The following is a 19,592-nucleotide window of genomic DNA, read 5'->3' on the forward strand; positions in this document are numbered from 1 at the left end:
CTGCCTCGCTGTCTTCCTCGACATCCGACGCCACGGCGGCGTCGCCACACTGAAACCCATTAGGTACGACGAATTCAAGAGTCTGTGACATATAAGTCTGACTTTTTCCGTCGGTGATCCACGCCGTACGCTGAGTGCATGACCACACCGGGCCGGGGCCTGCACGGCCATGTTCTGGACACCCTCGGCCCCGCGATCACCGCGGGCGAGTACCCGCCGGGCAGCGTGCTGCGCACCGACGAGCTCGCCCAGCACTTCGAGGTGTCGCGCTCCGTGATGCGCGAAGCGGTCCGGGTGCTCGAATCCATGCACCTGGTCGAGTCCCGCCGCAGAGTGGGCGTGACAGTCCGCCCCAAGTCCGAGTGGAACGTCTACGACCCGCAGGTCATCCGCTGGCGCCTGGCCGGCGCCGACCGCCCGCACCAGCTGCGCTCGCTGACCGTGCTGCGCTCCGCGGTCGAACCGGTCGCGGCCGGGCTCGCCGCCACGCACGCCACGGCGGAGCAGTGCGCCGAACTCACCGAGTGCGCACTCGGCATGGTGGCCAACTCACGCGGCCACAAGCTGGAGGAGTACCTGGTCCACGACATCGCCTTCCACCGGGTCATCCTCGGCTCCTCGGGCAACGAGATGTTCGCCCGGCTCGGCGACGTCGTCGCGGAGGTCCTGGCCGGCCGTACCCATCACGAGGTCATGTTCGAGGACCCCGACCCGGCGGCGGTCACCCTCCACGTCCAGGTGGCGGAGGCGGTCCGCGCGGGCGACGCGACCCGCGCCGAGCAGCTGACCAGGGAGATCACCGTGGGCGCCCTGCAGGAACTGGACATCCTGGCGCCCTAGTTCACGTCAGTCCAGGAAGTCACCGTCCACGTACGCCCAGGCCCCGTCGACCCGCTCGAACCGGCTCCGCTCGTGCAGCGAGCCGCCCCGGTAGGAGGCGCGGAACGTCACCGTGCCGGTGCTGTGGAATGCGGACCCGTCGGTGGCGTCCAGGATCTCCAGCCCCGTCCACCGCATCCCCGGGTCGAGGTCCAGCCGCGCGGGCCGGGTCCGCGGATGCCAGGTGCGCAGCAGGTACCCCGCGTCCCCCTTCACGAACGCGCTGTACCGCGACCGCATCAGCAGCTCGGCGGTCGGCGCGCTCGCGGATCCCGCATGGAAACGGCCACAGCAGGCGTCGTAGGGCTGGGGGAGTCCACAGGGGCAGGCGCGCGAGGTCATGGCCCACATTGTGCCCGGAGCAGGGGAGGCGTTCGTCCCGGGCGGGGTGCACAGTGGAAGGGCAGTGCAGCCCAGGGAGGCGGACCATGACCCGACCCGTGACCAGCCGTCCTCCGGCCGTCAAGGAGTGGCGGCTGAACCTGTACCTCTCCGAGCACGACCCGGACACCACCGCCCGGATCGTCCTCGACACCGGCGACAACGTCCTGGAGAGCCACGCGGAGGCCCGCCGCAACCCGTACGACCCCGATGTGCCGGAAATAGGCGACGAACTCGCCGCCGGACGCGCCCTGATCGCCATGGGCCGGATCCTGCTGCGCGCCGCTGACGGCGACATGAAGGCGGTGGGAGCGGCCGAGACCGAGGAGGACCTGTCACCCCTGTGGCTGGACCGGGAATGACGCCTGGCCGGGAGCGAACCCTGGCCGGTGACCCGCTGGCCCGGCTTGCCCCCTGGCCTGGCTTGCCCCCTGGCCTGGCTTGCCCCCTGGCCCCGCTTGACCCCTGGCCTGGCTTGCCCCCTGGTCCGGCTTGACCCCTGGTCCGGAATGGTGCCCTTCACCTGCCCTTGCGCAGGAACCGCCGCAGCCTCGTCAGCGGCCAGGTGTTGATCACGTCGTCCCGGCCGAGCCAGCCCCGCTGCGCCGTGCCGACGCCGTACCGCAACTGCCCGAGGTGCGGCACGGAGTGCGCGTCGGTGTTCACGGCGAACTTCACGCCGTGCTCCCTGGCCCGCAGGATGTCCTCGTCGCGCAGGTCGAGGCGGTCCGGCTGGGCGTTGACCTCCAGCGCGGTGCCGGTGCGCGCGCAGGCCGCGAACACCTCGTCCCAGTCGGCGTCGACGCCCGCCCGCTTGCCGATCAGCCGGGTCGTCGGGTGTCCGATGATGTTGACGTACGGGTTCTCGCAGGCCCGCACCAGCCGCCGGGTCATGGCCCCGCGGTCCAGGTCGAAGTGCGAGTGCAGCGAGGCCACGCACAGGTCGAAACCGGCCAGGAAGGCCTCGGGCCAGTCCACCCCGCCCTCCGGGTCGATGTTGAGCTCCGTGCCGTGCAGCAGCCGCATCCGGTGGTGCGCGCCGTCCAGCTCCCGCAGCCGCTCCCGCTGGGCGAGGATCTTCTCGTCGGTCATGCGCTGCATGTACAGGTTCGGCGCGTGATCGGTCACCGCGTAGTACGCGTACCCGCGTTCGGCGGCCGCCGCCACCATCTCCTCCAGCGGGGCCAGCCCGTCGGTGAGATCGGTGTGGGTGTGCAGGTCGCCCCGGACGTCCTGCTCGGTCAGCACCTCGGGCAACTCGCCGTGCAGGGCCGCCTCGATCTCCCCCCGGTCCTCCCGCAGCGTCGGTGTGATCCACGGCAGCCCGAGCCGGGCGTACACCTCCTCCTCGGTGCGGGAGGCCAGCGAGTTCCCGCTCTCGGCGTCGAACAGGCCGTACTCGGACAGCTTCAGCCCCTGGTGCACGGCGATGGTACGGGTACGGATGTTGTGCGCCTTCGAGCCGGTGAAGTACTGCATCCCGGCGCCCCAGGACTCCGGCGGCAGCACCCGAAGATCGACCTGGAGGCCCTTGCCCGTGCGGACCGACGTCTTCTTCGAGCCGCGCGCGATGACCTCCGCGGTGGCCGGCAGCTCGCACAGCGCCGCCATGAACGGCTCGGACTTCTCCGCCGCGACGATGACGTCCAGGTCCCCGACGGTCTCCCGCATCCGGCGCAGCGAGCCGGCGTACGAGCACCGCTCGCACCCGGTCACCCCGGACAGCTCGGCGACGACCTCCTCGGCCGTGTCCAGCGCCAGCGACAGCGGCACCCGGGCGCCCGCCCGCTGCAGCAACTCGATGCCGTGCCGGATGTTCTCCTGCGTCTTCTCGCCGAAGCCCTTCAGATCGGCCAGCGCGTCCGCCTCGATCGCCGCGGCCAGCTCGTTCACCGAGGAGATGTGCAGGTCCTCGTAGAGCCGCAGCGCCTTCTTCGGGCCCAGGGTGGGGATCGTGATCAGCTCCCGCACCCCGGCGGGGATCTTCGCCCGGCGCTCCTCGACCACCGCCATCTTCCCGGTGCGCAGGTACTCGGCCACCTTGTCGGCGATCGACTTCCCGACGTTCGGGATCTCCTTCAGGCCGTCCTCGTCCAGCTTGGAGATGTCGGCCGGATACCCGCCGATGGCACGCGCCGCCTTCTCGTAGGCGCGCGCCTTGAACGCGTCGCCTCCCGTGATCGCGATGAGGTCCGCGTACTCCCGCAGGAGCGCCTCGACCTCGTCATTGGGCCGGGCCACCCCTCAAGTGTGGGACCCGGCCGCGGGGAGAAGCAAAAGGCCCCTGCTGAGCAGGGGCCTCGCTGGTGTCCGAGGGGGGACTTGAACCCCCACGCCCGATAAAGGGCACTAGCACCTCAAGCTAGCGCGTCTGCCATTCCGCCACCCGGACAAGGTGTCTGTCGTGCTCCGGAATCCCTTTCGGCGGGGTTTCCCTCGCGGCGACGAAGGAAACATTACCAGGCTTTCCGGGGTGGCTGATCACCCCCCGCTGCCGGAGCCCGCCGCACGTGAACGGCGCGTGACGGGCCGGGACCGGTCTTGGGCCGCGGGCGGGGGCAGGGGGAGGATGAGGAGGACCACCAGCAGCGACAGCGCGGGAGGAAGCACGTGAGCGAGACGGACACGGCCAGGAGCGTCACCGGCGAGGACGAGGTCGTGGACCTCTGCCGCGAGCTGATCCGGTTCGACACCAGCAACTACGGCGACCACTCCGGCCCCGGCGAGCGGGCGGCCGCCGAGTGGGTCGCGGAGAAGCTCGCCGAGGTCGGACTCGAGCCGAAGATCTTCGAGTCGCATCCCGGCCGCGCCTCGACGGTGGCCCGCATCGAGGGGGAGGACCCGTCCCGGCCCGCGCTGCTGATCCACGGCCACCTGGACGTCGTACCGGCCAACGCCGCCGACTGGACCCACGACCCGTTCTCCGGGGAGATCGCCGACGGGTGCGTGTGGGGGCGCGGGGCCGTCGACATGAAGGACATGGACGCCATGACCCTCGCGGTCGTGCGTGACCGGCTCAGGAGCGGGCGGCGGCCCCCGCGGGACATCGTGGTCGCCTTCCTCGCCGACGAGGAGGCGGGCGGCACGTACGGCGCCCGCCACCTGGTCGACCACCACCCGGAGCTGTTCGAGGGGGTCACCGAGGCGATCAGCGAGGTCGGCGGCTTCTCCTTCACCGTCAGCGAGCAGCGCCGCCTCTATCTGATCCAGACGGCCGAGAAGGGCATGCACTGGATGAAGCTGACCGTGGCCGGCACCGCGGGACACGGCTCGATGATCCACCGCGACAACGCCATCACCGAACTGTCCGAGGCCGTGGCCCGGGTCGGCCGGCACAGGTTCCCGGTGCGGGTCACCAAGACCACCCGGGCCTTCCTCGACGAACTGGGCGACGCGCTCGGGACCGAGCTGGACCCGGAGGACATGGAGTCCACCCTGGCCAAGCTCGGCGGCATCGCCAAACTGATCGGCGCGACCCTGAGCAACACCGCCAACCCGACCCAGCTGAACGCCGGTTACAAGGTCAACGTCATCCCGGGCCAGGCCACCGCGCACATCGACGGACGGTTCCTGCCGGGCCACGAGGAGGAGTTCCTCAGCGACCTCGACCGGCTGCTCGGCCCGCATGTGCGCCGCGAGGACGTGCACGCCGACAAGGCCGTCGAGACCAGCTTCGACGGCGCCCTGGTGGAGGCCATGCAGTCCGCGCTGCTCGCCGAGGACCCCACCGCCAAGGCCATCCCCTACATGCTCTCCGGCGGCACCGACGCCAAGTCCTTCGACGACCTCGGCATCCGCGGCTTCGGCTTCGCCCCGCTGAAGCTGCCGCCGGAGCTGGACTTCGCCGGCATGTTCCACGGCGTGGACGAGCGGGTGCCGGTGGACGGGCTGCGGTTCGGCGTCCGCGTCCTGGACCGCTTCATCGACGCGTCGTGACGTTCTGGGCCGGGATGACCTGGATATTCGGCCGCTCGTACGAGATCGACTGGAACGGGTGAATGCGACGATCGGTTCGTAGCTTCATTAGTTCCTCCTCGTTACAGGTGATGTGACTCCGCACCTTGGGGTCGCTTTGCCAACAAGGAGGAATAATGATCAAGAAGGTCGTCGCTGCTGCGGCTGCCACCGGTGGGCTGGTTCTCGCGGGCGCGGGCCTCGCTGTCGCCGACGCCGGAGCCCAGGGTGCCGCCGTGCACTCCCCGGGTGTCGTCTCCGGCAACGTCGTTCAGGTGCCCGTGCACGTCCCGGTGAACGTCTGCGGCAACACGGTCAACGTGATCGGGCTCCTGAACCCCGCCTTCGGCAACACCTGCATCAACAAGTGACGACGACCTCCTGAGGGGGGCGTCACTTTCGAGCCGTCGGCCCCGGAGCGCGTGCCATGCGCTCCGGGGCCGACCGGCCTACTGCGCGGAGGAGCGATCCGCCAGGGTCGCCACGCGATCGCGAGGCACAGCAGGATCGAAGGCAGGGGAAAATCAGAATGCGACAGGGCACCCGCAAGGGCCTGATGACAATGGCGGCGGCCACCGGCGTGATCGCCGCCGCGAGCGGCTATGCCCACGCCGACGCGGGCGCGTCCGGCACCGCCGCCGGCTCGCCCGGCGTACTGTCCGGCAACACCGTGCAGGCACCGGTCCACGTGCCGGTGAACGTGTGCGGCAACACCGTGAACGTCGTCGGGCTGCTCAACCCGGCCGCGGGCAACACGTGTGTCAACCACGGCGGTGCTTCGGGGGGCCACGGCGGCTCCGGCGGCTCGCACGCGGGCGGCCACAGCAGCGGCTCGCCGGGCGTCGGTTCCGGCAACACGGTCCAGGCGCCGATCGACGCCCCCGTGAACGTGTGCGGCAACAGCGTGAACGTCGTCGGGCTGCACAATCCGGCCGCGGGCAACACGTGTGTCAACCACGGCGGTGCTTCGGGGGGCCACGGCGGCTCCGGCGGCTCGCACGCGGGCGGCCACAGCAGCGATTCGCCGGGCGTCGGTTCCGGCAACACGGTGCAGGTGCCGATCGACGTCCCGGTGAACGTGTGCGGCAACAGCGTGAACGTGATCGGAGTCGGCAACGACGCCGCGGGCAACGACTGCGGCAACGGCGGCGGCGACCACGGCAACCCGCCCGGACAGCCGGGACAGCCCGGGCAGCCGGGACAGCCGGGACAGCCGGGACAGCCTGGGCACCCGGGACAGCCGGGTCATCCCGGACAGCCGGGTCACCCCGGTCACCCGGGCCACCCCGGAAGCCCGTCGACCCCGCCCGGCCACGGCGGCCACACGCCCCAGGGGCCCCATGGGTCGAGCCAGGTCCACCAGCAGGGCGGCCGCTCCGGCCAGTCCCTGACCGGCGGCCAGCTCGCGCACACCGGCAGCGATCTGCCGGTGGGTCTGGCACTGCCGGTCGGCGCGGGCGCGCTGCTCGCCGGCGCGGTGCTCTACCGCAAGGCGCGGGCCACGGTGTAACCCACGGCGCCTCCCGGTGCGCTACGGCACGGCAGACGGAGCGGACCCCGCCAAGGCGGCGGGGTCCGCTCCGTTCAGATCTGCCGCCTCACCACGTGGCACGCACCTGGCGGATGATCCGCCGGCGCAACCGCACCCTGCGGCTGCCGTCACGCAGCAGGCTCAGTCGGTCCAACTCCCAGTGTCCGTACTCGGCATGGTCCGTCAGCAGACGCGTGGCCTCCTTGCGGGACACCCCGCGAGGCACGTACACGTCGACAAATTCGTATTCCGGCATCGCATCTATTGTGCGGGCTGGGGCCCGGTACGGATAGCGTCTGCACTATGTCTGATGCTGCGCAGCCCACCGCTGCCGAGGTACGCGCCGCCGCCGAGGCGGTCAAGACCGCGCTCGACCGTCATCTGGCCGCGGTCGAACGCAGGTCGGGTGAGGACGACCCGGCCGTCCTGGAGGCGTTCAACCAGCTGGCCGCGGCCGCCGAGGTGTACGACGAGCTGCTCTACGACCGCTATGACGAGGTCACGCCCTTCGAGATCCCCGGTGCGGAGGAGCTGCCGCCGTACGCGGGCCCCGAGGAACCGAACGCGATCAGCGTGCTGATCCGACGCGACTACGCCGTGGTGGAACCCCAGCGGCTGCGGGCGCAGGCCCAGCGGGTCGAGGCGGCGGAGTACGAGGCCGCGGGCGGCCTGGCCGAGGATGCCGCCGCCACGGTTCCGGGCGCGCTGGGCATCCTGTTCGGCGAGTTCGAACCGGACGAGATCGCCTCCCGGCACAAGGAGTTCGGCCTGGAGGAGGGCGACTCCACGCTCTGGGTCACCGCGGCGGACGAGACACCCGAGGCCGGGGAGTGGCTGGAGGCGCCGTTCGAGCACATCGATCCGCAAGGTGTGGTGTGCCGGTTCGACGTCAGCGCCGTCTTCGACGACGAGGACGAGTCCGACGAGGAGGACGATCTCGAGTTCGTCGAGGACGAGGACGAGGCGGAGGACTCGGACGCAGACGAGGACGAAGACGCAGACGAGGACATGGACGAGGTCGAGGGCGCCGAGAGGTGAGGCCGGCCGGCGGTGCCGTGTGGCCTTGAGGCCGGTACGGCACCGCCGATCTCCGCCGTCGTGGCTGATCGCCGTTGCGGCGGAGACAGCGTGTGCGGTGGCGACAGCTGCGGCGGCGACAGCTTGCGCGGTCAAAGCAGCTTGCGCGGCCGAAACAGGGTGCGCAACGGGGATCCGGGGGCCGCGTTCGGGAAGCAGGGCGCGCGGCGGGAAGCCGGGTGCGGCCGAATCCGGGTGCGGCCGAATCTGGGTGCGCGGCCGAAACAGGGTGCTCAGCGGGAAACAGGGTGCGGCGGAGGGAAGATCAGCTCGTCGGTACCTGTGCGCGCAGCAGCGTCTGCAACCGGGTCGTGCGGGGCTTGGCCGGCGTCTGTGCCACCGCCTTCGGCAGGGCCTGGTCCACGCCGTGGACCACGGACAGATGCCGCTCCGCCCGGCCGAAGGCCGTGTACACCCACGGTCTGCTGAGCGCCTGCGCGGCGTCGCCGGGCAGCACGACGACCGCCGCCGGCCAGCGCGCGCCCACCGCCTGGTGCGCGGTCAGTGCCCAGCCGTGCCGTACGGCCCCCTCCACCCGCTCGCGCGGTACGACCACCGGGGCGCCCGCGCACGACAGGTGCAGCCCCTCGGCGTCGGCCTTCACCACCACGCCCGGCACCGTACGGCCCGGAGCGGGGGAGTAGGCGATCCGGTCGCCGGGGTCGAAGCCGCCGAAGCGGCCCGGGCCGGGGTTGAGGCGCTCCTTCAGCGCGGAGTTGAGGGCGCGGGTGCCCGCGGCGCCGCCGTGCCCCGGAGTGATCACCACGGTCTGGTCGGCGGGGACACCGATCGCCCGCGGCACCGAGTCGGCGACCAGCTGGACGGTCCGGTGCACGGCCTCGCCCGCGTCCCGCACCGGGACGATGACGACCTCCTTGCCCGGAGCCGCGACCTGGTTCAGCTCGCCGACGCCGATGCCGGAGACCAGCTCGCCGATCGGGCCGGGGTCGGGGAGGCGGGAGACGAGCTGCGGGCAGACGCGGGCGGCGAGCAGGTCGGCGAAGACCCACCCCGGCCCGGCCGACCACAGCAGCGCCGGGTCGCCGCTGAGCACCAGCCGGGCCCCGTCGGGCAGCGACTCCACCAGCATGGCGGCGCTCTCCACGTCGAGCTGCGGCGCGTCCAGCACGATCAGCAGGTCCAGGTCCAGCGCGCCGTCCGCGTCCCGGCCCGGTCCCTGGGCGCCGGACAGCAGACCGGCGACCGTGCCCACGCCGTGCTCCGCCGGGTCCGGGCCCAGCAGGGCGGCGAGGCGGTGGCGGCCGTCGGGCGTGTGGCAGACGGCGAAGGCCCGCAGCCCCGCGGTGCGGGCGGCACCGAGCAGCGCGGCCGGTTCGGCGCGGGCCGCCTCCCCGCCGGTGTGCAGCACCAGGCCGTGCCCGGCGACCGCGCGGACCAGCTCGGCCGCACCGCCCGAGGCGGCGCCGGCCGCCGCCTGCCAGGCCTGCTCGGTCTCCTTGGACAGCGAGTTGACCAGCCGGGCCAGGCCGTCGGCGAGGCTCTCCTCGGCCAGTGCGTACCGTTCCAGGCCGACGAGGACCCGCACCGGCCGCTCCTGCTCGCCCTCGCCCTCGTCCTCCGGAGCCGTCTGCGGCGCGGCGGCTCCCGGCTCCTCCAGTGCGTCCTGGAACGCCAGCGCCTCGCCCTCCGCGAGCGTGCTCTGCACCGCCGCGTCCGGGTCCGGCACGCCCTGCTTGCCCAGCGCGGAGGCGAGCGTCGGCAGTTCCAGCGCGGTGTGCCCGGCCAGGGCCGCCTGCTCCAGCAGCCAGACGGTGATCGCGCGAGCCCGCCGCTCGTCGCCCGGGCCGCAGGCCGCGCCGAGCAGGGCCCGGGCGAAGCCGTCGGCCTGGTCGGGCCGTACGCCGCTGATCCGCAGCAGCTGCCAGGGGTCTGCGCGCAGCGACGCGTCGGCGCCCTCGCCGAGTGCCGCGGCCACCTGGGCGGCCAGGGCCTCGGGCGCACCGCCCTCGGCCAGCACCCGGCGGACGCCCTCCACCGCCTCGGGTGCCGGGGCGGTGGCCGGGGCGGGCGCGGGCTGCGGCCGGCGTACCGGCTCCGGGGCCGGGCGGCGCGGCGCCGGCGCGGGCTCGGCGAACACCGTGGCCACCGGCTTCTCGCCGCTCTCCACCGCCCGCACCGCCGCGAGCAGGTCGGCCGCCTTGCCGCTGAGCTTGGCCCCGCTCTCAATCGGGCCCTGCTTCTCGGCCTTGCGCCGCTCGATCCGCTCCCGCTCGACCCGCTGCGCGGCCAACTCGGCCTCGGCCTCGGACAACTGAGCGGAGTCAGTACCTTCGCCCTCGTCCCCTGCCTCGGACGACTGAGCGGAGTCAGTGCCTTCGCCCTCGCCCCCGGCCTCGTCCCCTGCCTCGGACGACTGAGCGGACCCAGCATCGCCGCTCTCGCCGCCGCCCTCGTCCCCTGCCTCGGACACCTGCGCGGAGCCGGCACGTTCGCCTCCGGCCCCGGACGACCGGGTGGCGCCCCCGTCCTCGCCCTCCGCGCCGCCCGAGCCCGCCGCTTCCTCGGTGCCCTCACCCCCGGCACCGGTGGGGCCGCCCGCTCCGTCGCCGCCGGCCCTCCCGGCCTGCTCCGCCGCGCCCCTGGCGTCCGCACGGCTCTCCGCGCGCGCCGTGTCCTGACCCGCGGCCTCCGGGCTGTCCGGCGTCCCCGGCCCGGCTTCCTCCGTGGTCTCCGGCTCCGTGCTCACAGCGTGCTCCAGTCGTGATCGGGATAGCGGTGCACGGGCGCCGACACATCGTCCAGCGCCCGGCAGATCTCGTCAGGAAGACTAAGGGCCTCCACTGACAATGCCGCCGTGAGCTGCTGCGCGTTGCGCGCGCCGACGATCGGCGCGGCCACGCCGGGCCGGTCCCGGACCCACGCGAGGGCCACCTGGAGCGGGGTGACGGCGAGCCCGTCGGCGGCCGTCGTCACCGCGTCCACGATGCGGGTCGCCGTGTCGTCCAGGTACGGCTCCACGAACGGCGCGAGATGCTCGGAGGCGCCGCGCGAGTCCGGGGGAGTGGCGTGCCGGTACTTGCCGGTCAGCACGCCCCGGCCGAGCGGGGAGGAGGGGAGCATGCCGACGCCGAGGTCCAGCGCGGCGGGCAGCACCTCCCGCTCCACGCCCCGCTGCAGCAGTGAGTACTCCATCTGCGTGCTGGCCAGGCGCGTGCGGATGCCCGGCGCCGTGAGCTGCCAGGTGGCGGCCTTGGCGAGCTGCCAGCCGCAGAAGTTGGAGACGCCCGCGTACCGGGCGCGGCCGCTGCTGACCGCTATGTCCAGGGCCTGGAGGGTCTCCTCCAGCGGGGTCCCGGGGTCGAAGGCGTGGATGTGCCATACGTCGACGTAGTCCGTGCCGAGGCGGGCCAGGGAGGCGTCCAGGGCGGCGAGCAGATGGCCGCGGGAGCCGTCGAAACGGCGGTCGGGGTCGGGCACGCTGCCCGCCTTGGTGGAGATCACCAGGTCCCGGCGCGGCACCAGGCCGTCCATCAGCTGCCCGAGCAGGTACTCCGCCTCGCCGTTGCCGTACACGTCCGCGGTGTCGACGAGGGTTCCGCCGGCCTCCCAGAACGCCTTCAGCATGTCCGCGGCGTCGTGCTCGTCGGTGTCCCGGCCCCAGGTGAGGGTGCCGAGTCCGATCCGGGACACGCGCAGGCCGGTACGGCCGAGATGCCTCTGCTCCATGCGGGCGAGATTACTGGCCACGACCGGTGCGGTGGGTGGCCTGTGGACAACGGAGTCGGCCTGCGGGCCGGTGCTTTCGGATGCCCTGTGCCTGCCCTCTGCCGCCGTCCCCGCGCTAAGGTCACCCCGACAAGGACGTTACTCACGGGTAAGGGGAATCGGCCATGCAGCTCGGGATCAACCTCGGCTACTGGGGTGCCGGAATGGACGGGGACAATCTGGCCGTGGCCCAGGAGGCCGACCGGCTGGGCTTCTCCGTGTGCTGGGCCGCCGAGGCCTACGGCTCCGACGCGGCCACGGTGCTCAGCTGGGTCGCCGCCCAGACCGAGCGCATCGACGTCGGCTCGGCCATCTTCCAGATCCCGGCCCGCCAGCCCGCGATGACCGCGATGACGGCCGCGACGCTCGACTCGCTGTCCGGCGGCCGCTTCCGGCTCGGTCTCGGGGTGTCCGGACCGCAGGTCTCCGAGGGCTGGTACGGCGTCAAGTTCGACAAGCCGCTCGCCCGCACCCGCGAGTACGTGGAGATCGTGCGCAGGGCCATGACCCGGGAGCGGCTGACGTACGAGGGCGAGCACTGGACGCTGCCGCTGCCCGGGGGCCCGGGCAAGCCGATCAAGCTGACCGTGCACCCGCAGCGCGAGCACATCCCGCTGTACATCGCCGCGATCGGCCCGAAGAACCTGGAGCAGACGGGTGAGATCGCCGACGGCGCCCTGCTGATCTTCCCCGCCGCCGACCACCTGGAGGAGACCACCCTGAAGTACCTGCGCGCCGGGCGCGAGAAGGCCGGCAAGACCCTCGACGGGTTCGACGTCTGCCCGACCCTGCCGATCGCCGTCGGCGACGACAAGGACGTGGCCCGGCTCGCCGACACCTTCCGGCCCTACACCGCGCTGTACGTCGGCGGCATGGGCAGCGCCAAGCAGAACTTCTACAACCAGCTCGCCCAGCGCATGGGATACGAGAAGGAAGCCGCCGAGATCCAGCAGAAGTACCTGTCCGGCGACAAGCAGGGCGCCGCGGCCGCGATCCCGCAGGACCTCATCGACAAGACGACCCTGCTGGGTTCCGTCGACCGCATCGCCGACCGGATGAGGGCCTACGCCGCCGCCGGCGTCACCACGCTCAGCCTGTCCCCGGCGGGCTTCACCCTGGACGAGCGGCTCGCCTCCCTCCGGGCCGGCCACGAGGCCCTGGAGCGCGCCGGTCTGGCCTAGGGAGCTTCCGCGGCCGTGGTGGGGGCTCGGGGGTCTTCCCCGCCACGGCCGTCGTGAGGAACAACGCGCCCCGCGCCGCCGGGTTACGACTCAGGTGTCATCCTTTCGGCCGAGCGGGCGTGCACAGCTGTTGCGAGCCCCCAAATGCTCGCATTTGACTCGTTTCATGCTTTCGGCCAAGAGTCTGTTCCAGGAGATCCTCGACCACGACGAGTCGTTCCGGCTCTTCTGCTCCATCGCCGCCAGCGGGGAGTCCCAGGGCGGCTGGGAGAACGGGCGGATCGCCGCGCTGGTGCCGCACGGCGAACGCGCCCTGGCGCCGAAGATCGCCCGGCACGGAGCCGACGAGGACAAGCACGGGCGCATCTTCACCGCCCTGCTGACCAAGCGCGGGCTCACCCCCGTCGCCGTACCGCCCGAGACCGACTACACGATGCTCCTGGAGCGGCACGGCATCGGCCTGGCCCACGCCAGGCTCAGGCGGGACGAGCCCCTCGGCGAGCGGGACATCATCGTCTACCTCGCCCACAGCCGCGTCACCGAACAGCGCGCCGCCGAGCAGATGAAGCTGCTGCTCAGGCTGTTCGCCGACCATCCCGAGGTGGGCAGGGCCGTCCGCATGATCTCCGACGACGAGGACCGGCACCTCGCCTACACCCACGAGGAACTGCTGCGGTTCGCCGCCGCCGGGCACGGCCGGCTGATCCAGCGCACCCTGCGCGCGTGCGCCCTCGCCGAGATCCGCGTCCACCGGGACGTCAGCCTCGCCGTGATGGCCCACATGGGCCGCGTCCTGGGCTGGTCCAGGACCCGGTACGCCCTGCTCGCGGCCGGCATCCACGCGCGGTACGGCTACGAGCGCCTCGCCGGCTGGCGCCGCATGGTCACCCTCCGCATGCCCGAGCACCGCGACCCCCTCGGCGGCCCCGCCACCCCCGCCCACGAGTTCGCCTGAGCCGCGGAGGTCTCGGCGGCGAAGAGCGCCTCACAGCCAGCCGCGATGCTTGAACAGGCGGTACAGCAGCACCTCCAGAGCCGCCATCACGAGGATCACCGCCGGATACGACCACAGCCAGTGCAGCTCCGGCATGTGGTCGAAGTTCATGCCGTAGATGCCCGCGATCATCGTGGGCACCGCGGCCATCGCCGCCCACGCGGAGATCTTCCGCATGTCGTCGTTCTGCCGCACGCTCATCTGCGCCAGATGCGCCGACAGGACGTCCGACACCAGCCGGTCCAGGGCCTCCACGGACTCGTTCACGCGCGTGAGATGGTCGCCGACGTCCCGGAAGAACGGACGCGCCTTGTCGTGCACGAACGGCACCGAGCCGCCGAGCGGGCCGGTGCCGGCCAGCCGGGTCAGCGGCAGCGCCAGCGGGCCGGTGGCCCGGCGGAACTCCAGGATCTGCCGTTTGAAGCCGTAGATCCGGGACGCGGTGCCCCGCGAGCCGCCGCCCTCCGGGCGGAACACCTCCGCCTCCAGCTCCTCCAGATCGGTCCCCAGCTCCGTCGCCACCTCCAGATAGTGGTCGACGACCGCGTCGGAGATCGCGTACAGCACGGCGGTCGGGCCCTTGTCGAGCATCTCCGGCTCCTCCTCGAGCCGGCGCCGTACGGCGGCCAGCGGCGAGATCTCGCCGTGGCGGACGGTGACCACGAAACAGTCGCCGACGAAGACCATGATCTCGCCGGCCGAGACGGTGTCGCTCCTCGTCTCGTACGCGACCGGTTTCAGCACCATGAACAGCGAGTCGTCGTACACCTCCAGTTTCGGCCGCTGGTGCGCGTTCAGGGCGTCCTCGACCGCCAGCGGATGCAGCGCGAACTCCTGGGTGACCAGCTCGAACTCCCGCTCGGACGGCTCGTACAGACCGATCCACACGAACCCGCCCTCGGCCCGCGCCTCGGCGAGCGCGTCGGACAGGTCCTCCGGGCCCTCGGTGCGGTGCCCGTGCCGGTAGATGGCGCAGTCGACGATCACGGAGCGCATTCTCCCTTCGCCCGGTCCCCGGTGCATGTGCTGATACGCCTACCCTGGGCCGCATGCCCACGCTGATCCTCGTCAGGCACGGACGGTCCACCGCCAACACCTCCGGAGTGCTCGCCGGGTGGACGCCAGGCGTCACCCTGGACGAGCGCGGCGCCGCGCAGGCCGCCGCGCTGCCCGCCCGGCTCGCCGCGCTGCCGATCTCCGAGGTCGTCACCAGCCCCCTGCAGCGCTGCCAGGAAACCGTACAGCCGCTGCTTCAGGCCCGCCCCGGCCTGCGCGCCCACACCGACGAGCGGATCGGGGAGTGCCACTACGGCGACTGGTCCGGCCGCAAGCTCGCCGAGCTCAAGGACGAGCCGCTGATGGAGGTCGTCCAGGCCCATCCGTCCGCCGCCGCCTTCCCCGGCGGCGAGTCCATGCGCGCCATGCAGACCCGCGCCGCCGAAGCCGTACGCGAGTGGAACGCGCGCGTGGAGCGCGAGCACGGCGCCGACGCCGTCTACCTCATGTGCTCCCACGGTGACATCATCAAATCCCTGGTCGCCGACGCCCTCGGACTCCACCTCGACCTGTTCCAGCGGATCTCCGTGGAACCGTGTTCGGTCACCGCGATCCGCTACACCAGGCTGCGGCCGTTCCTCGTTCGCCTCGGCGACACCGGGGATTTCGCCTCGCTCGCCCCGCGCGAGGATCCTGGTGAGGGCGACGCACCGGTCGGGGGTGGTGCGGGCGCACCGTGATCGTCGGCCGCAGTAGGGTGAAGCGATCCACACCGTCGCGTGTCCGCAGGCGGCCCGCACCGCCGAAACCCCGGACCCGCCCCCCGAATCCACCCCCGTACTCACTCACAGCACTCACTCTCAATGGAGACAGGACGTGTCCCGTCAGGTGTTCCTCTACGACCCGCCGGACCGCTTCGTGGCCGGCACGGTCGGACTGCCCGGACGCCGTACGTTCTTCCTCCAGGCCACCGCAGGCTCCCGGGTGACCAGCGTGGCTCTGGAGAAGACCCAGGTGGCCGCGCTCGCCGAGCGCATGGACGAACTGCTCGACGAGGTCGTACGGCGCAGTGGCGGCAGCGCCGCCGTCCCCGCCATGGCGCCCACCGAGATCTCCGACACCGCCCCGCTGGAGACCCCCATCGAGGAGGAGTTCCGCGTCGGCACCATGGCGCTGGCCTGGGACGGCGAGGAACAGCGCATGATCGTCGAGGCGCAGGCCCTGGTGGAGCTGGACGCCGACACCGAGGAGGACCTCGCCGAGGCCGAGGAGCGCCTCCTGCAGGACGAGGAGAACGGGCCCCCGATGCTGCGGGTCCGGCTGACCGGCGCGCAGGCCCGGGCCTTCGCCAAGCGCGCCCTCGACGTCGTCAACGCCGGGCGGCCGCCGTGCCCGCTGTGCAGCCTCCCGCTCGATCCGGAAGGACACGTATGTCCGCGCCAGAACGGATACCGCCGCGGAGCGTGACGCCCACCGACGCCGCAGCCGACTCGGCCGTCGCCGAGCTGCTCGCGCGGGGTGAGCTGACCGTACGCGGCCGGATCCGCGAGGCGTCCAACGCCGCGCTGTTCTGCACCATCGCCCTCGACGGACAGGAAGCCTCCTGCATCTACAAACCGGTGGCCGGGGAGCGCCCGCTGTGGGACTTCCCCGACGGCACCCTGGCGGGCCGCGAGGTGGCCGCCTACGAGGTCTCCGAGGCCACCGGCTGGGGCCTGGTCCCGCCGACCGTGCTGCGCGACGGGCCGTACGGCGAGGGCATGTGCCAGCTGTGGATCGACGTCCAGGCCGAGGCGGAACTGCTCGCCCTGGTCGACGCGGAGGAACCGGAACCGGGCTGGAAGGCGATCGGCCTGGCCGAGGTCGGCGAGGGCCGCACCGCGCTCCTCGTGCACGCCGACGACGAGCGGCTGCGCCGGCTGTCCGTCCTCGACGCGGTGATCAACAACGCCGACCGCAAGGGCGGCCACCTGCTGCCCACCCCGGACGGCCGGCTCTACGGCATCGACCACGGCGTCACCTTCAACGTCGACAACAAGCTGCGCACCCTGCTGTGGGGCTGGGCCGGTGAGCCGCTGCCCACCGACGCCGTCGACGTCCTCGACTCCCTGCGTGAGGCCCTGGGCGGGCCGCTCGGCGAACGGCTGACCGCACTGATCACCCCGGCCGAGATCGATGCCACACTCGCGCGTGTCGAGGCGCTGCTCACCACCGGAGTGCACCCCGAGCCCAGCGGCGAGTGGCCCGCCATCCCCTGGCCACCCGTGTGAGCACCATCGGGGCCCCTGTGTGAGCACGATCGCCGCAAGCACATCGCCCGCGGATGTACAAGACCGCAGAACCGGCCATCAGGCGTGATCCCGTTCGTATACGCAGCTGGTGGCCGGTTAGGCTCATGTACATGCATGCCTGGCCCGCTTCCGAGGTCCCCGCCCTGCCTGGTCAGGGCCGCGACCTGAGGATCCACGACACCGCGACCGGCGGCCTCGTCACCCTCGACCCCGGTCCCGTCGCCCGTATCTACGTCTGCGGCATCACCCCGTACGACGCGACCCACCTGGGGCACGCGGCGACCTACAACGCGTTCGACCTCGTGCAGCGCGTGTGGCTCGACACCAAGCGGCAGGTCCACTACGTCCAGAACGTCACCGACGTCGACGATCCCCTCCTGGAGCGCGCGGAGCGGGACGGCGTCGACTGGGTCACCCTCGCCGAGAAGGAGACCGCCCTCTTCCGCGAGGACATGACCGCCCTCAGGATGCTCCCGCCGCAGCACTACATAGGTGCCGTGGAGGCGATACCCGGCATCGTCCCGCTCGTGGAGCGGCTGCGTGAACTCGGCGCCGCCTACGAGCTCGAGGGCGACATCTACTTCTCCGTCGAGTCCGACCCGAACTTCGGCAAGGTCTCCAACCTCGACGCGGCCGCCATGCGGCTGCTGTCCGCCGAGCGCGGCGGCGATCCGGACCGTCCGGGCAAGAAGAACCCGCTGGACCCGATGCTGTGGATGGCGGCCCGCGAGGGCGAGCCCAGCTGGGACGGCGGCTCCCTCGGCCGGGGCCGGCCCGGCTGGCACATCGAGTGCGTGGCCATCGCCCTCGACCACCTCGGCATGGGCTTCGACGTCCAGGGCGGCGGCTCCGACCTCGCCTTCCCGCACCACGAGATGGGCGCCTCGCACGCCCAGGTGCTCACCGGCGCCTTCCCCATGGCCAAGGCCTACGTCCACGCCGGCATGGTCGCCCTGCACGGCGAGAAGATGTCCAAGTCCAAGGGCAACCTGGTCTTCGTCTCCCAGCTCCGCCGGGACGGCGTCGACCCCGCCGCCATCCGCCTGGCCCTCCTGTCCCACCACTACCGCGCGGACTGGGAGTGGACCGACCAGGTCCTCCAGGACGCCCTGGCCCGCCTGGGCCGCTGGCGCGCGGCCGTCTCCCGACCGGACGGCCCGCCCGCGGACGCGCTGGTGGAGGAGATCCGCGAGGCCCTGTCGAACGACCTGGACGCCCCGGCCGCACTGGCGGCGGTGGACCGCTGGGTCGCCCAGCAGGAAGCGCAGGGGGGCACGGACACGGGCGCACCCGGCGTGGTCACGCGCGCTGTGGACGCGCTGCTGGGGGTAGCTCTCTAGACACCACGAGGGTGGGCGCCCCGCAAGGGGCGCGGGGCTGTGTTTGATATGCGGCTACCGCCGCGTGGGCGCGAACAACCACAACGGACCCGCAGCCGCCCGACAACCTGAAGCGGCACCCCGAACCGCGTCGCCACCACAAAGAAGGGGCGCTTCCCAACCCCGGGAACCGCCCCTTCGCCGTACCCCGGCCCCTCAGTCCTCCGTGTCGTCCTCGTCATCCTTGGAACCGCCGGGGGCAGGACGCGGCTTACCCCCCGGAGGGCTCACGTCCCGGCGCCGCAGATACCGCTCGAACTCCCGGGCGATCGCCTCACCCGACGCCTCCGGCAGCTCCGCGGTGTCCCGGGCCTCCTCCAGCGTCTGGACGTACTCGGCGACCTCGCTGTCCTCGGCGGCCAGCTGGTCCACGCCCACCTGCCAGGCCCGCGCGTCCTCCGGCAGCTCGCCCTGCGGGATCCGCAGGTCCAGCAGGTCCTCCAGCCGGTTGAGCAGCGCCAGCGTGGCCTTCGGGTTGGGCGGCTGGGAGACGTAGTGCGGTACGGCCGCCCACAGCGACACCGCCGGGACGCCGGCGTGGGTGCACGCCTCCTGCAGGACGCCGACGATGCCCGTCGGGCCCTCGTACTTGGTCTCCTCCAGGTCCATGCGCTGGGCCAGGTCCGGGTCGGACGTCACGCCGCTGACCGGCACGGGACGCGTGTGCGGGGTGTCACCGAGCAGGGCGCCCAGGATGACCACCAGCTCCACGCCCAGCTCGTGCGCGAAGCCGAGCAGCTCGTTGCAGAACGAGCGCCAGCGCATGGACGGTTCGATGCCCCGGACCAGCACCAGGTCGCGCGGCTTCTCGCCGCCGACCCGCACCACCGACAACCTTGTCGTCGGCCAGGTGATCTTGCGCACACCGGCGTCCATGAACACCGTGGGCCGGTTCACCTGGAAGTCGTAGTAGTCCTCGGCGTCCAGCGCCGCGAACACCTCGCCCTTCCACTCGCGTTCCAGATGCGCGACCGCCGTGGAGGCGGCGTCGCCGGCATCGTTCCAGCCCTCGAACGCGGCCACCATGACTGGGTCGATCAGCTCGGGAACCCCCTCCAGCTCGATCACCCAGTGCCTCCTTCCGACGTGCCCTCGCTTGACTCACCAACCTTACGGCGTCCGGCGGGGGCGCCCGCAGCCCCCTTGCGTGGGCCAGTGACCGGATCACTGCCCCGTTCGCCACCGTGGAACACCCCCCGTCGA

Annotated in this window: 19 protein-coding genes and 1 tRNA gene; 12 read left to right on the plus strand and 8 right to left on the minus strand. The window is 72.2% G+C overall.

Features of this window, described 5'->3' with window-relative positions:
* Window positions 1-138 precede the first annotated feature (138 nt).
* Window positions 139-840, plus strand: coding sequence for a FadR/GntR family transcriptional regulator (locus ABB07_RS30710; protein ID WP_208901770.1), 702 nt, complete (start codon window positions 139-141; stop codon window positions 838-840).
* A 6-nt stretch (window positions 841-846) separates the two neighbouring features.
* Here the strand turns inward: ABB07_RS30710 and ABB07_RS30715 are convergent, their stop codons facing one another.
* The gene (locus ABB07_RS30715; RefSeq protein ID WP_208901771.1) at window positions 847-1,221 is read right to left on the minus strand and encodes a YchJ family protein; all 375 of its coding nucleotides are present in this window, start codon (window positions 1,219-1,221) and stop codon (window positions 847-849) included.
* Between the two features lie 86 nt (window positions 1,222-1,307).
* Here ABB07_RS30715 and ABB07_RS30720 point away from each other — a divergent pair, with 86 nt between their 5' ends.
* Window positions 1,308-1,622 (plus strand): dsRBD fold-containing protein, encoded by a 315-nt coding sequence (locus ABB07_RS30720; protein ID WP_208901772.1) that lies wholly within the window; start codon window positions 1,308-1,310, stop codon window positions 1,620-1,622.
* 157 nt (window positions 1,623-1,779) lie between these two features.
* Here ABB07_RS30720 and polX read toward each other — a convergent pair whose 3' ends face one another.
* Window positions 1,780-3,501: a DNA polymerase/3'-5' exonuclease PolX gene (gene polX, locus ABB07_RS30725; RefSeq protein WP_208901773.1), complete on the minus strand. Its 1,722-nt coding sequence runs from the start codon at window positions 3,499-3,501 to the stop codon at window positions 1,780-1,782.
* A gap of 63 nt (window positions 3,502-3,564) precedes the next feature.
* Window positions 3,565-3,652 (minus strand) — tRNA-Leu (locus ABB07_RS30730).
* A 218-nt stretch (window positions 3,653-3,870) separates the two neighbouring features.
* Here ABB07_RS30730 and ABB07_RS30735 point away from each other — a divergent pair.
* From ABB07_RS30735 to ABB07_RS30745, 3 genes are all read left to right on the plus strand, one after another.
* Entirely contained in the window at window positions 3,871-5,196 is a 1,326-nt protein-coding gene (locus tag ABB07_RS30735; RefSeq protein ID WP_208901774.1) for a M20/M25/M40 family metallo-hydrolase, read from the plus strand.
* Window positions 5,197-5,351: 155 nt separating this feature from the next.
* A complete protein-coding gene (chpH, locus tag ABB07_RS30740; protein WP_055703640.1) occupies window positions 5,352-5,585 on the plus strand; it encodes a chaplin ChpH in 234 nt (77 codons plus the stop codon).
* A gap of 158 nt (window positions 5,586-5,743) precedes the next feature.
* Window positions 5,744-6,724 (plus strand): chaplin, encoded by a 981-nt coding sequence (locus tag ABB07_RS30745; protein ID WP_208901775.1) that lies wholly within the window; start codon window positions 5,744-5,746, stop codon window positions 6,722-6,724.
* Window positions 6,725-6,812: 88 nt separating this feature from the next.
* Here ABB07_RS30745 and ABB07_RS30750 read toward each other — a convergent pair whose 3' ends face one another.
* Window positions 6,813-7,001, minus strand: coding sequence for a DUF5703 family protein (locus ABB07_RS30750; protein WP_014671721.1), 189 nt, complete (start codon window positions 6,999-7,001; stop codon window positions 6,813-6,815).
* 47 nt (window positions 7,002-7,048) lie between these two features.
* Between ABB07_RS30750 and ABB07_RS30755 the strand changes: the two genes are divergently transcribed.
* The gene (locus tag ABB07_RS30755; protein WP_208901776.1) at window positions 7,049-7,783 is read left to right on the plus strand and encodes a hypothetical protein; all 735 of its coding nucleotides are present in this window, start codon (window positions 7,049-7,051) and stop codon (window positions 7,781-7,783) included.
* 304 nt (window positions 7,784-8,087) lie between these two features.
* Here ABB07_RS30755 and ABB07_RS30760 read toward each other — a convergent pair whose 3' ends face one another.
* Both ABB07_RS30760 and ABB07_RS30765 read right to left on the minus strand, forming a co-directional pair.
* Window positions 8,088-10,529, minus strand: a complete 2,442-nt coding sequence (locus ABB07_RS30760; RefSeq protein WP_208901777.1) for a helix-hairpin-helix domain-containing protein — start codon at window positions 10,527-10,529, stop codon at window positions 8,088-8,090.
* A complete protein-coding gene (locus tag ABB07_RS30765) occupies window positions 10,526-11,509 on the minus strand; it encodes an aldo/keto reductase (RefSeq protein WP_208901778.1) in 984 nt (327 codons plus the stop codon). Before ABB07_RS30765 ends, ABB07_RS30760 begins: the two co-directional genes overlap by 4 nt.
* A 164-nt stretch (window positions 11,510-11,673) precedes the next feature.
* Here ABB07_RS30765 and ABB07_RS30770 point away from each other — a divergent pair, with 164 nt between their 5' ends.
* On the plus strand, window positions 11,674-12,729 hold the full coding sequence (locus ABB07_RS30770; protein WP_208901779.1) for an LLM class F420-dependent oxidoreductase: 1,056 nt from the start codon (window positions 11,674-11,676) through the stop codon (window positions 12,727-12,729).
* A 166-nt stretch (window positions 12,730-12,895) separates the two neighbouring features.
* The gene (locus ABB07_RS30775; protein WP_208901780.1) at window positions 12,896-13,684 is read left to right on the plus strand and encodes a ferritin-like domain-containing protein; all 789 of its coding nucleotides are present in this window, start codon (window positions 12,896-12,898) and stop codon (window positions 13,682-13,684) included.
* Between the two features lie 30 nt (window positions 13,685-13,714).
* On the opposite strand, the gene corA is transcribed toward ABB07_RS30775, so the two are convergent.
* Window positions 13,715-14,710, minus strand: a complete 996-nt coding sequence (gene corA / locus ABB07_RS30780; RefSeq protein ID WP_208901781.1) for a magnesium/cobalt transporter CorA — start codon at window positions 14,708-14,710, stop codon at window positions 13,715-13,717.
* 62 nt (window positions 14,711-14,772) lie between these two features.
* Between corA and ABB07_RS30785 the strand changes: the two genes are divergently transcribed.
* From ABB07_RS30785 to mshC, 4 genes are all read left to right on the plus strand, one after another.
* Window positions 14,773-15,459, plus strand: coding sequence for a histidine phosphatase family protein (locus ABB07_RS30785; RefSeq protein WP_208901782.1), 687 nt, complete (start codon window positions 14,773-14,775; stop codon window positions 15,457-15,459).
* Between the two features lie 136 nt (window positions 15,460-15,595).
* Complete coding sequence (locus ABB07_RS30790) at window positions 15,596-16,186, plus strand: DUF3090 domain-containing protein (RefSeq protein WP_055703632.1); 591 nt, start codon at window positions 15,596-15,598, stop codon at window positions 16,184-16,186.
* Window positions 16,150-16,989 carry an SCO1664 family protein gene (locus tag ABB07_RS30795; protein WP_208901783.1) on the plus strand — a complete coding sequence of 280 codons (840 nt, stop codon included), beginning with the start codon at window positions 16,150-16,152 and terminating at the stop codon, window positions 16,987-16,989. Before ABB07_RS30790 ends, ABB07_RS30795 begins: the two co-directional genes overlap by 37 nt.
* Window positions 16,990-17,120: 131 nt before the next feature.
* Window positions 17,121-18,350 (plus strand): cysteine--1-D-myo-inosityl 2-amino-2-deoxy-alpha-D-glucopyranoside ligase, encoded by a 1,230-nt coding sequence (gene mshC, locus ABB07_RS30800; protein ID WP_208901784.1) that lies wholly within the window; start codon window positions 17,121-17,123, stop codon window positions 18,348-18,350.
* A 195-nt stretch (window positions 18,351-18,545) separates the two neighbouring features.
* Here the strand turns inward: mshC and ABB07_RS30805 are convergent, their stop codons facing one another.
* On the minus strand, window positions 18,546-19,457 hold the full coding sequence (locus tag ABB07_RS30805; protein ID WP_208901785.1) for a PAC2 family protein: 912 nt from the start codon (window positions 19,455-19,457) through the stop codon (window positions 18,546-18,548).
* Window positions 19,458-19,592: the final 135 nt, after the last annotated feature.

Source organism: Streptomyces incarnatus (genome assembly GCF_001027185.1).
GTDB lineage: Bacteria > Actinomycetota > Actinomycetes > Streptomycetales > Streptomycetaceae > Streptomyces > Streptomyces puniciscabiei.

What these genes read in the sequence shown, in the direction of transcription:
- ABB07_RS30775 (WP_208901780.1), top strand. Translation starts at nt 12,896, where the DNA reads ATGCTTTCGGCCAAGAGTCTGTTCCAGGAGATCCTCGACCACGACGAG.
- ABB07_RS30745 (WP_208901775.1), top strand. Translation starts at nt 5,744, where the DNA reads ATGCGACAGGGCACCCGCAAGGGCCTGATGACAATGGCGGCGGCCACC.
- ABB07_RS30770 (WP_208901779.1), top strand. Translation starts at nt 11,674, where the DNA reads ATGCAGCTCGGGATCAACCTCGGCTACTGGGGTGCCGGAATGGACGGG.
- ABB07_RS30720 (WP_208901772.1), top strand. Translation starts at nt 1,308, where the DNA reads ATGACCCGACCCGTGACCAGCCGTCCTCCGGCCGTCAAGGAGTGGCGG.
- ABB07_RS30710 (WP_208901770.1), top strand. Translation starts at nt 139, where the DNA reads ATGACCACACCGGGCCGGGGCCTGCACGGCCATGTTCTGGACACCCTC.
- chpH (WP_055703640.1), top strand. Translation starts at nt 5,352, where the DNA reads ATGATCAAGAAGGTCGTCGCTGCTGCGGCTGCCACCGGTGGGCTGGTT.
- ABB07_RS30715 (WP_208901771.1), bottom strand. Translation starts at nt 1,221, where the DNA reads ATGACCTCGCGCGCCTGCCCCTGTGGACTCCCCCAGCCCTACGACGCC.
- mshC (WP_208901784.1), top strand. Translation starts at nt 17,121, where the DNA reads ATGCATGCCTGGCCCGCTTCCGAGGTCCCCGCCCTGCCTGGTCAGGGC.
- ABB07_RS30750 (WP_014671721.1), bottom strand. Translation starts at nt 7,001, where the DNA reads ATGCCGGAATACGAATTTGTCGACGTGTACGTGCCTCGCGGGGTGTCC.
- ABB07_RS30755 (WP_208901776.1), top strand. Translation starts at nt 7,049, where the DNA reads ATGTCTGATGCTGCGCAGCCCACCGCTGCCGAGGTACGCGCCGCCGCC.
- ABB07_RS30765 (WP_208901778.1), bottom strand. Translation starts at nt 11,509, where the DNA reads ATGGAGCAGAGGCATCTCGGCCGTACCGGCCTGCGCGTGTCCCGGATC.
- ABB07_RS30795 (WP_208901783.1), top strand. Translation starts at nt 16,150, where the DNA reads ATGTCCGCGCCAGAACGGATACCGCCGCGGAGCGTGACGCCCACCGAC.
- ABB07_RS30785 (WP_208901782.1), top strand. Translation starts at nt 14,773, where the DNA reads ATGCCCACGCTGATCCTCGTCAGGCACGGACGGTCCACCGCCAACACC.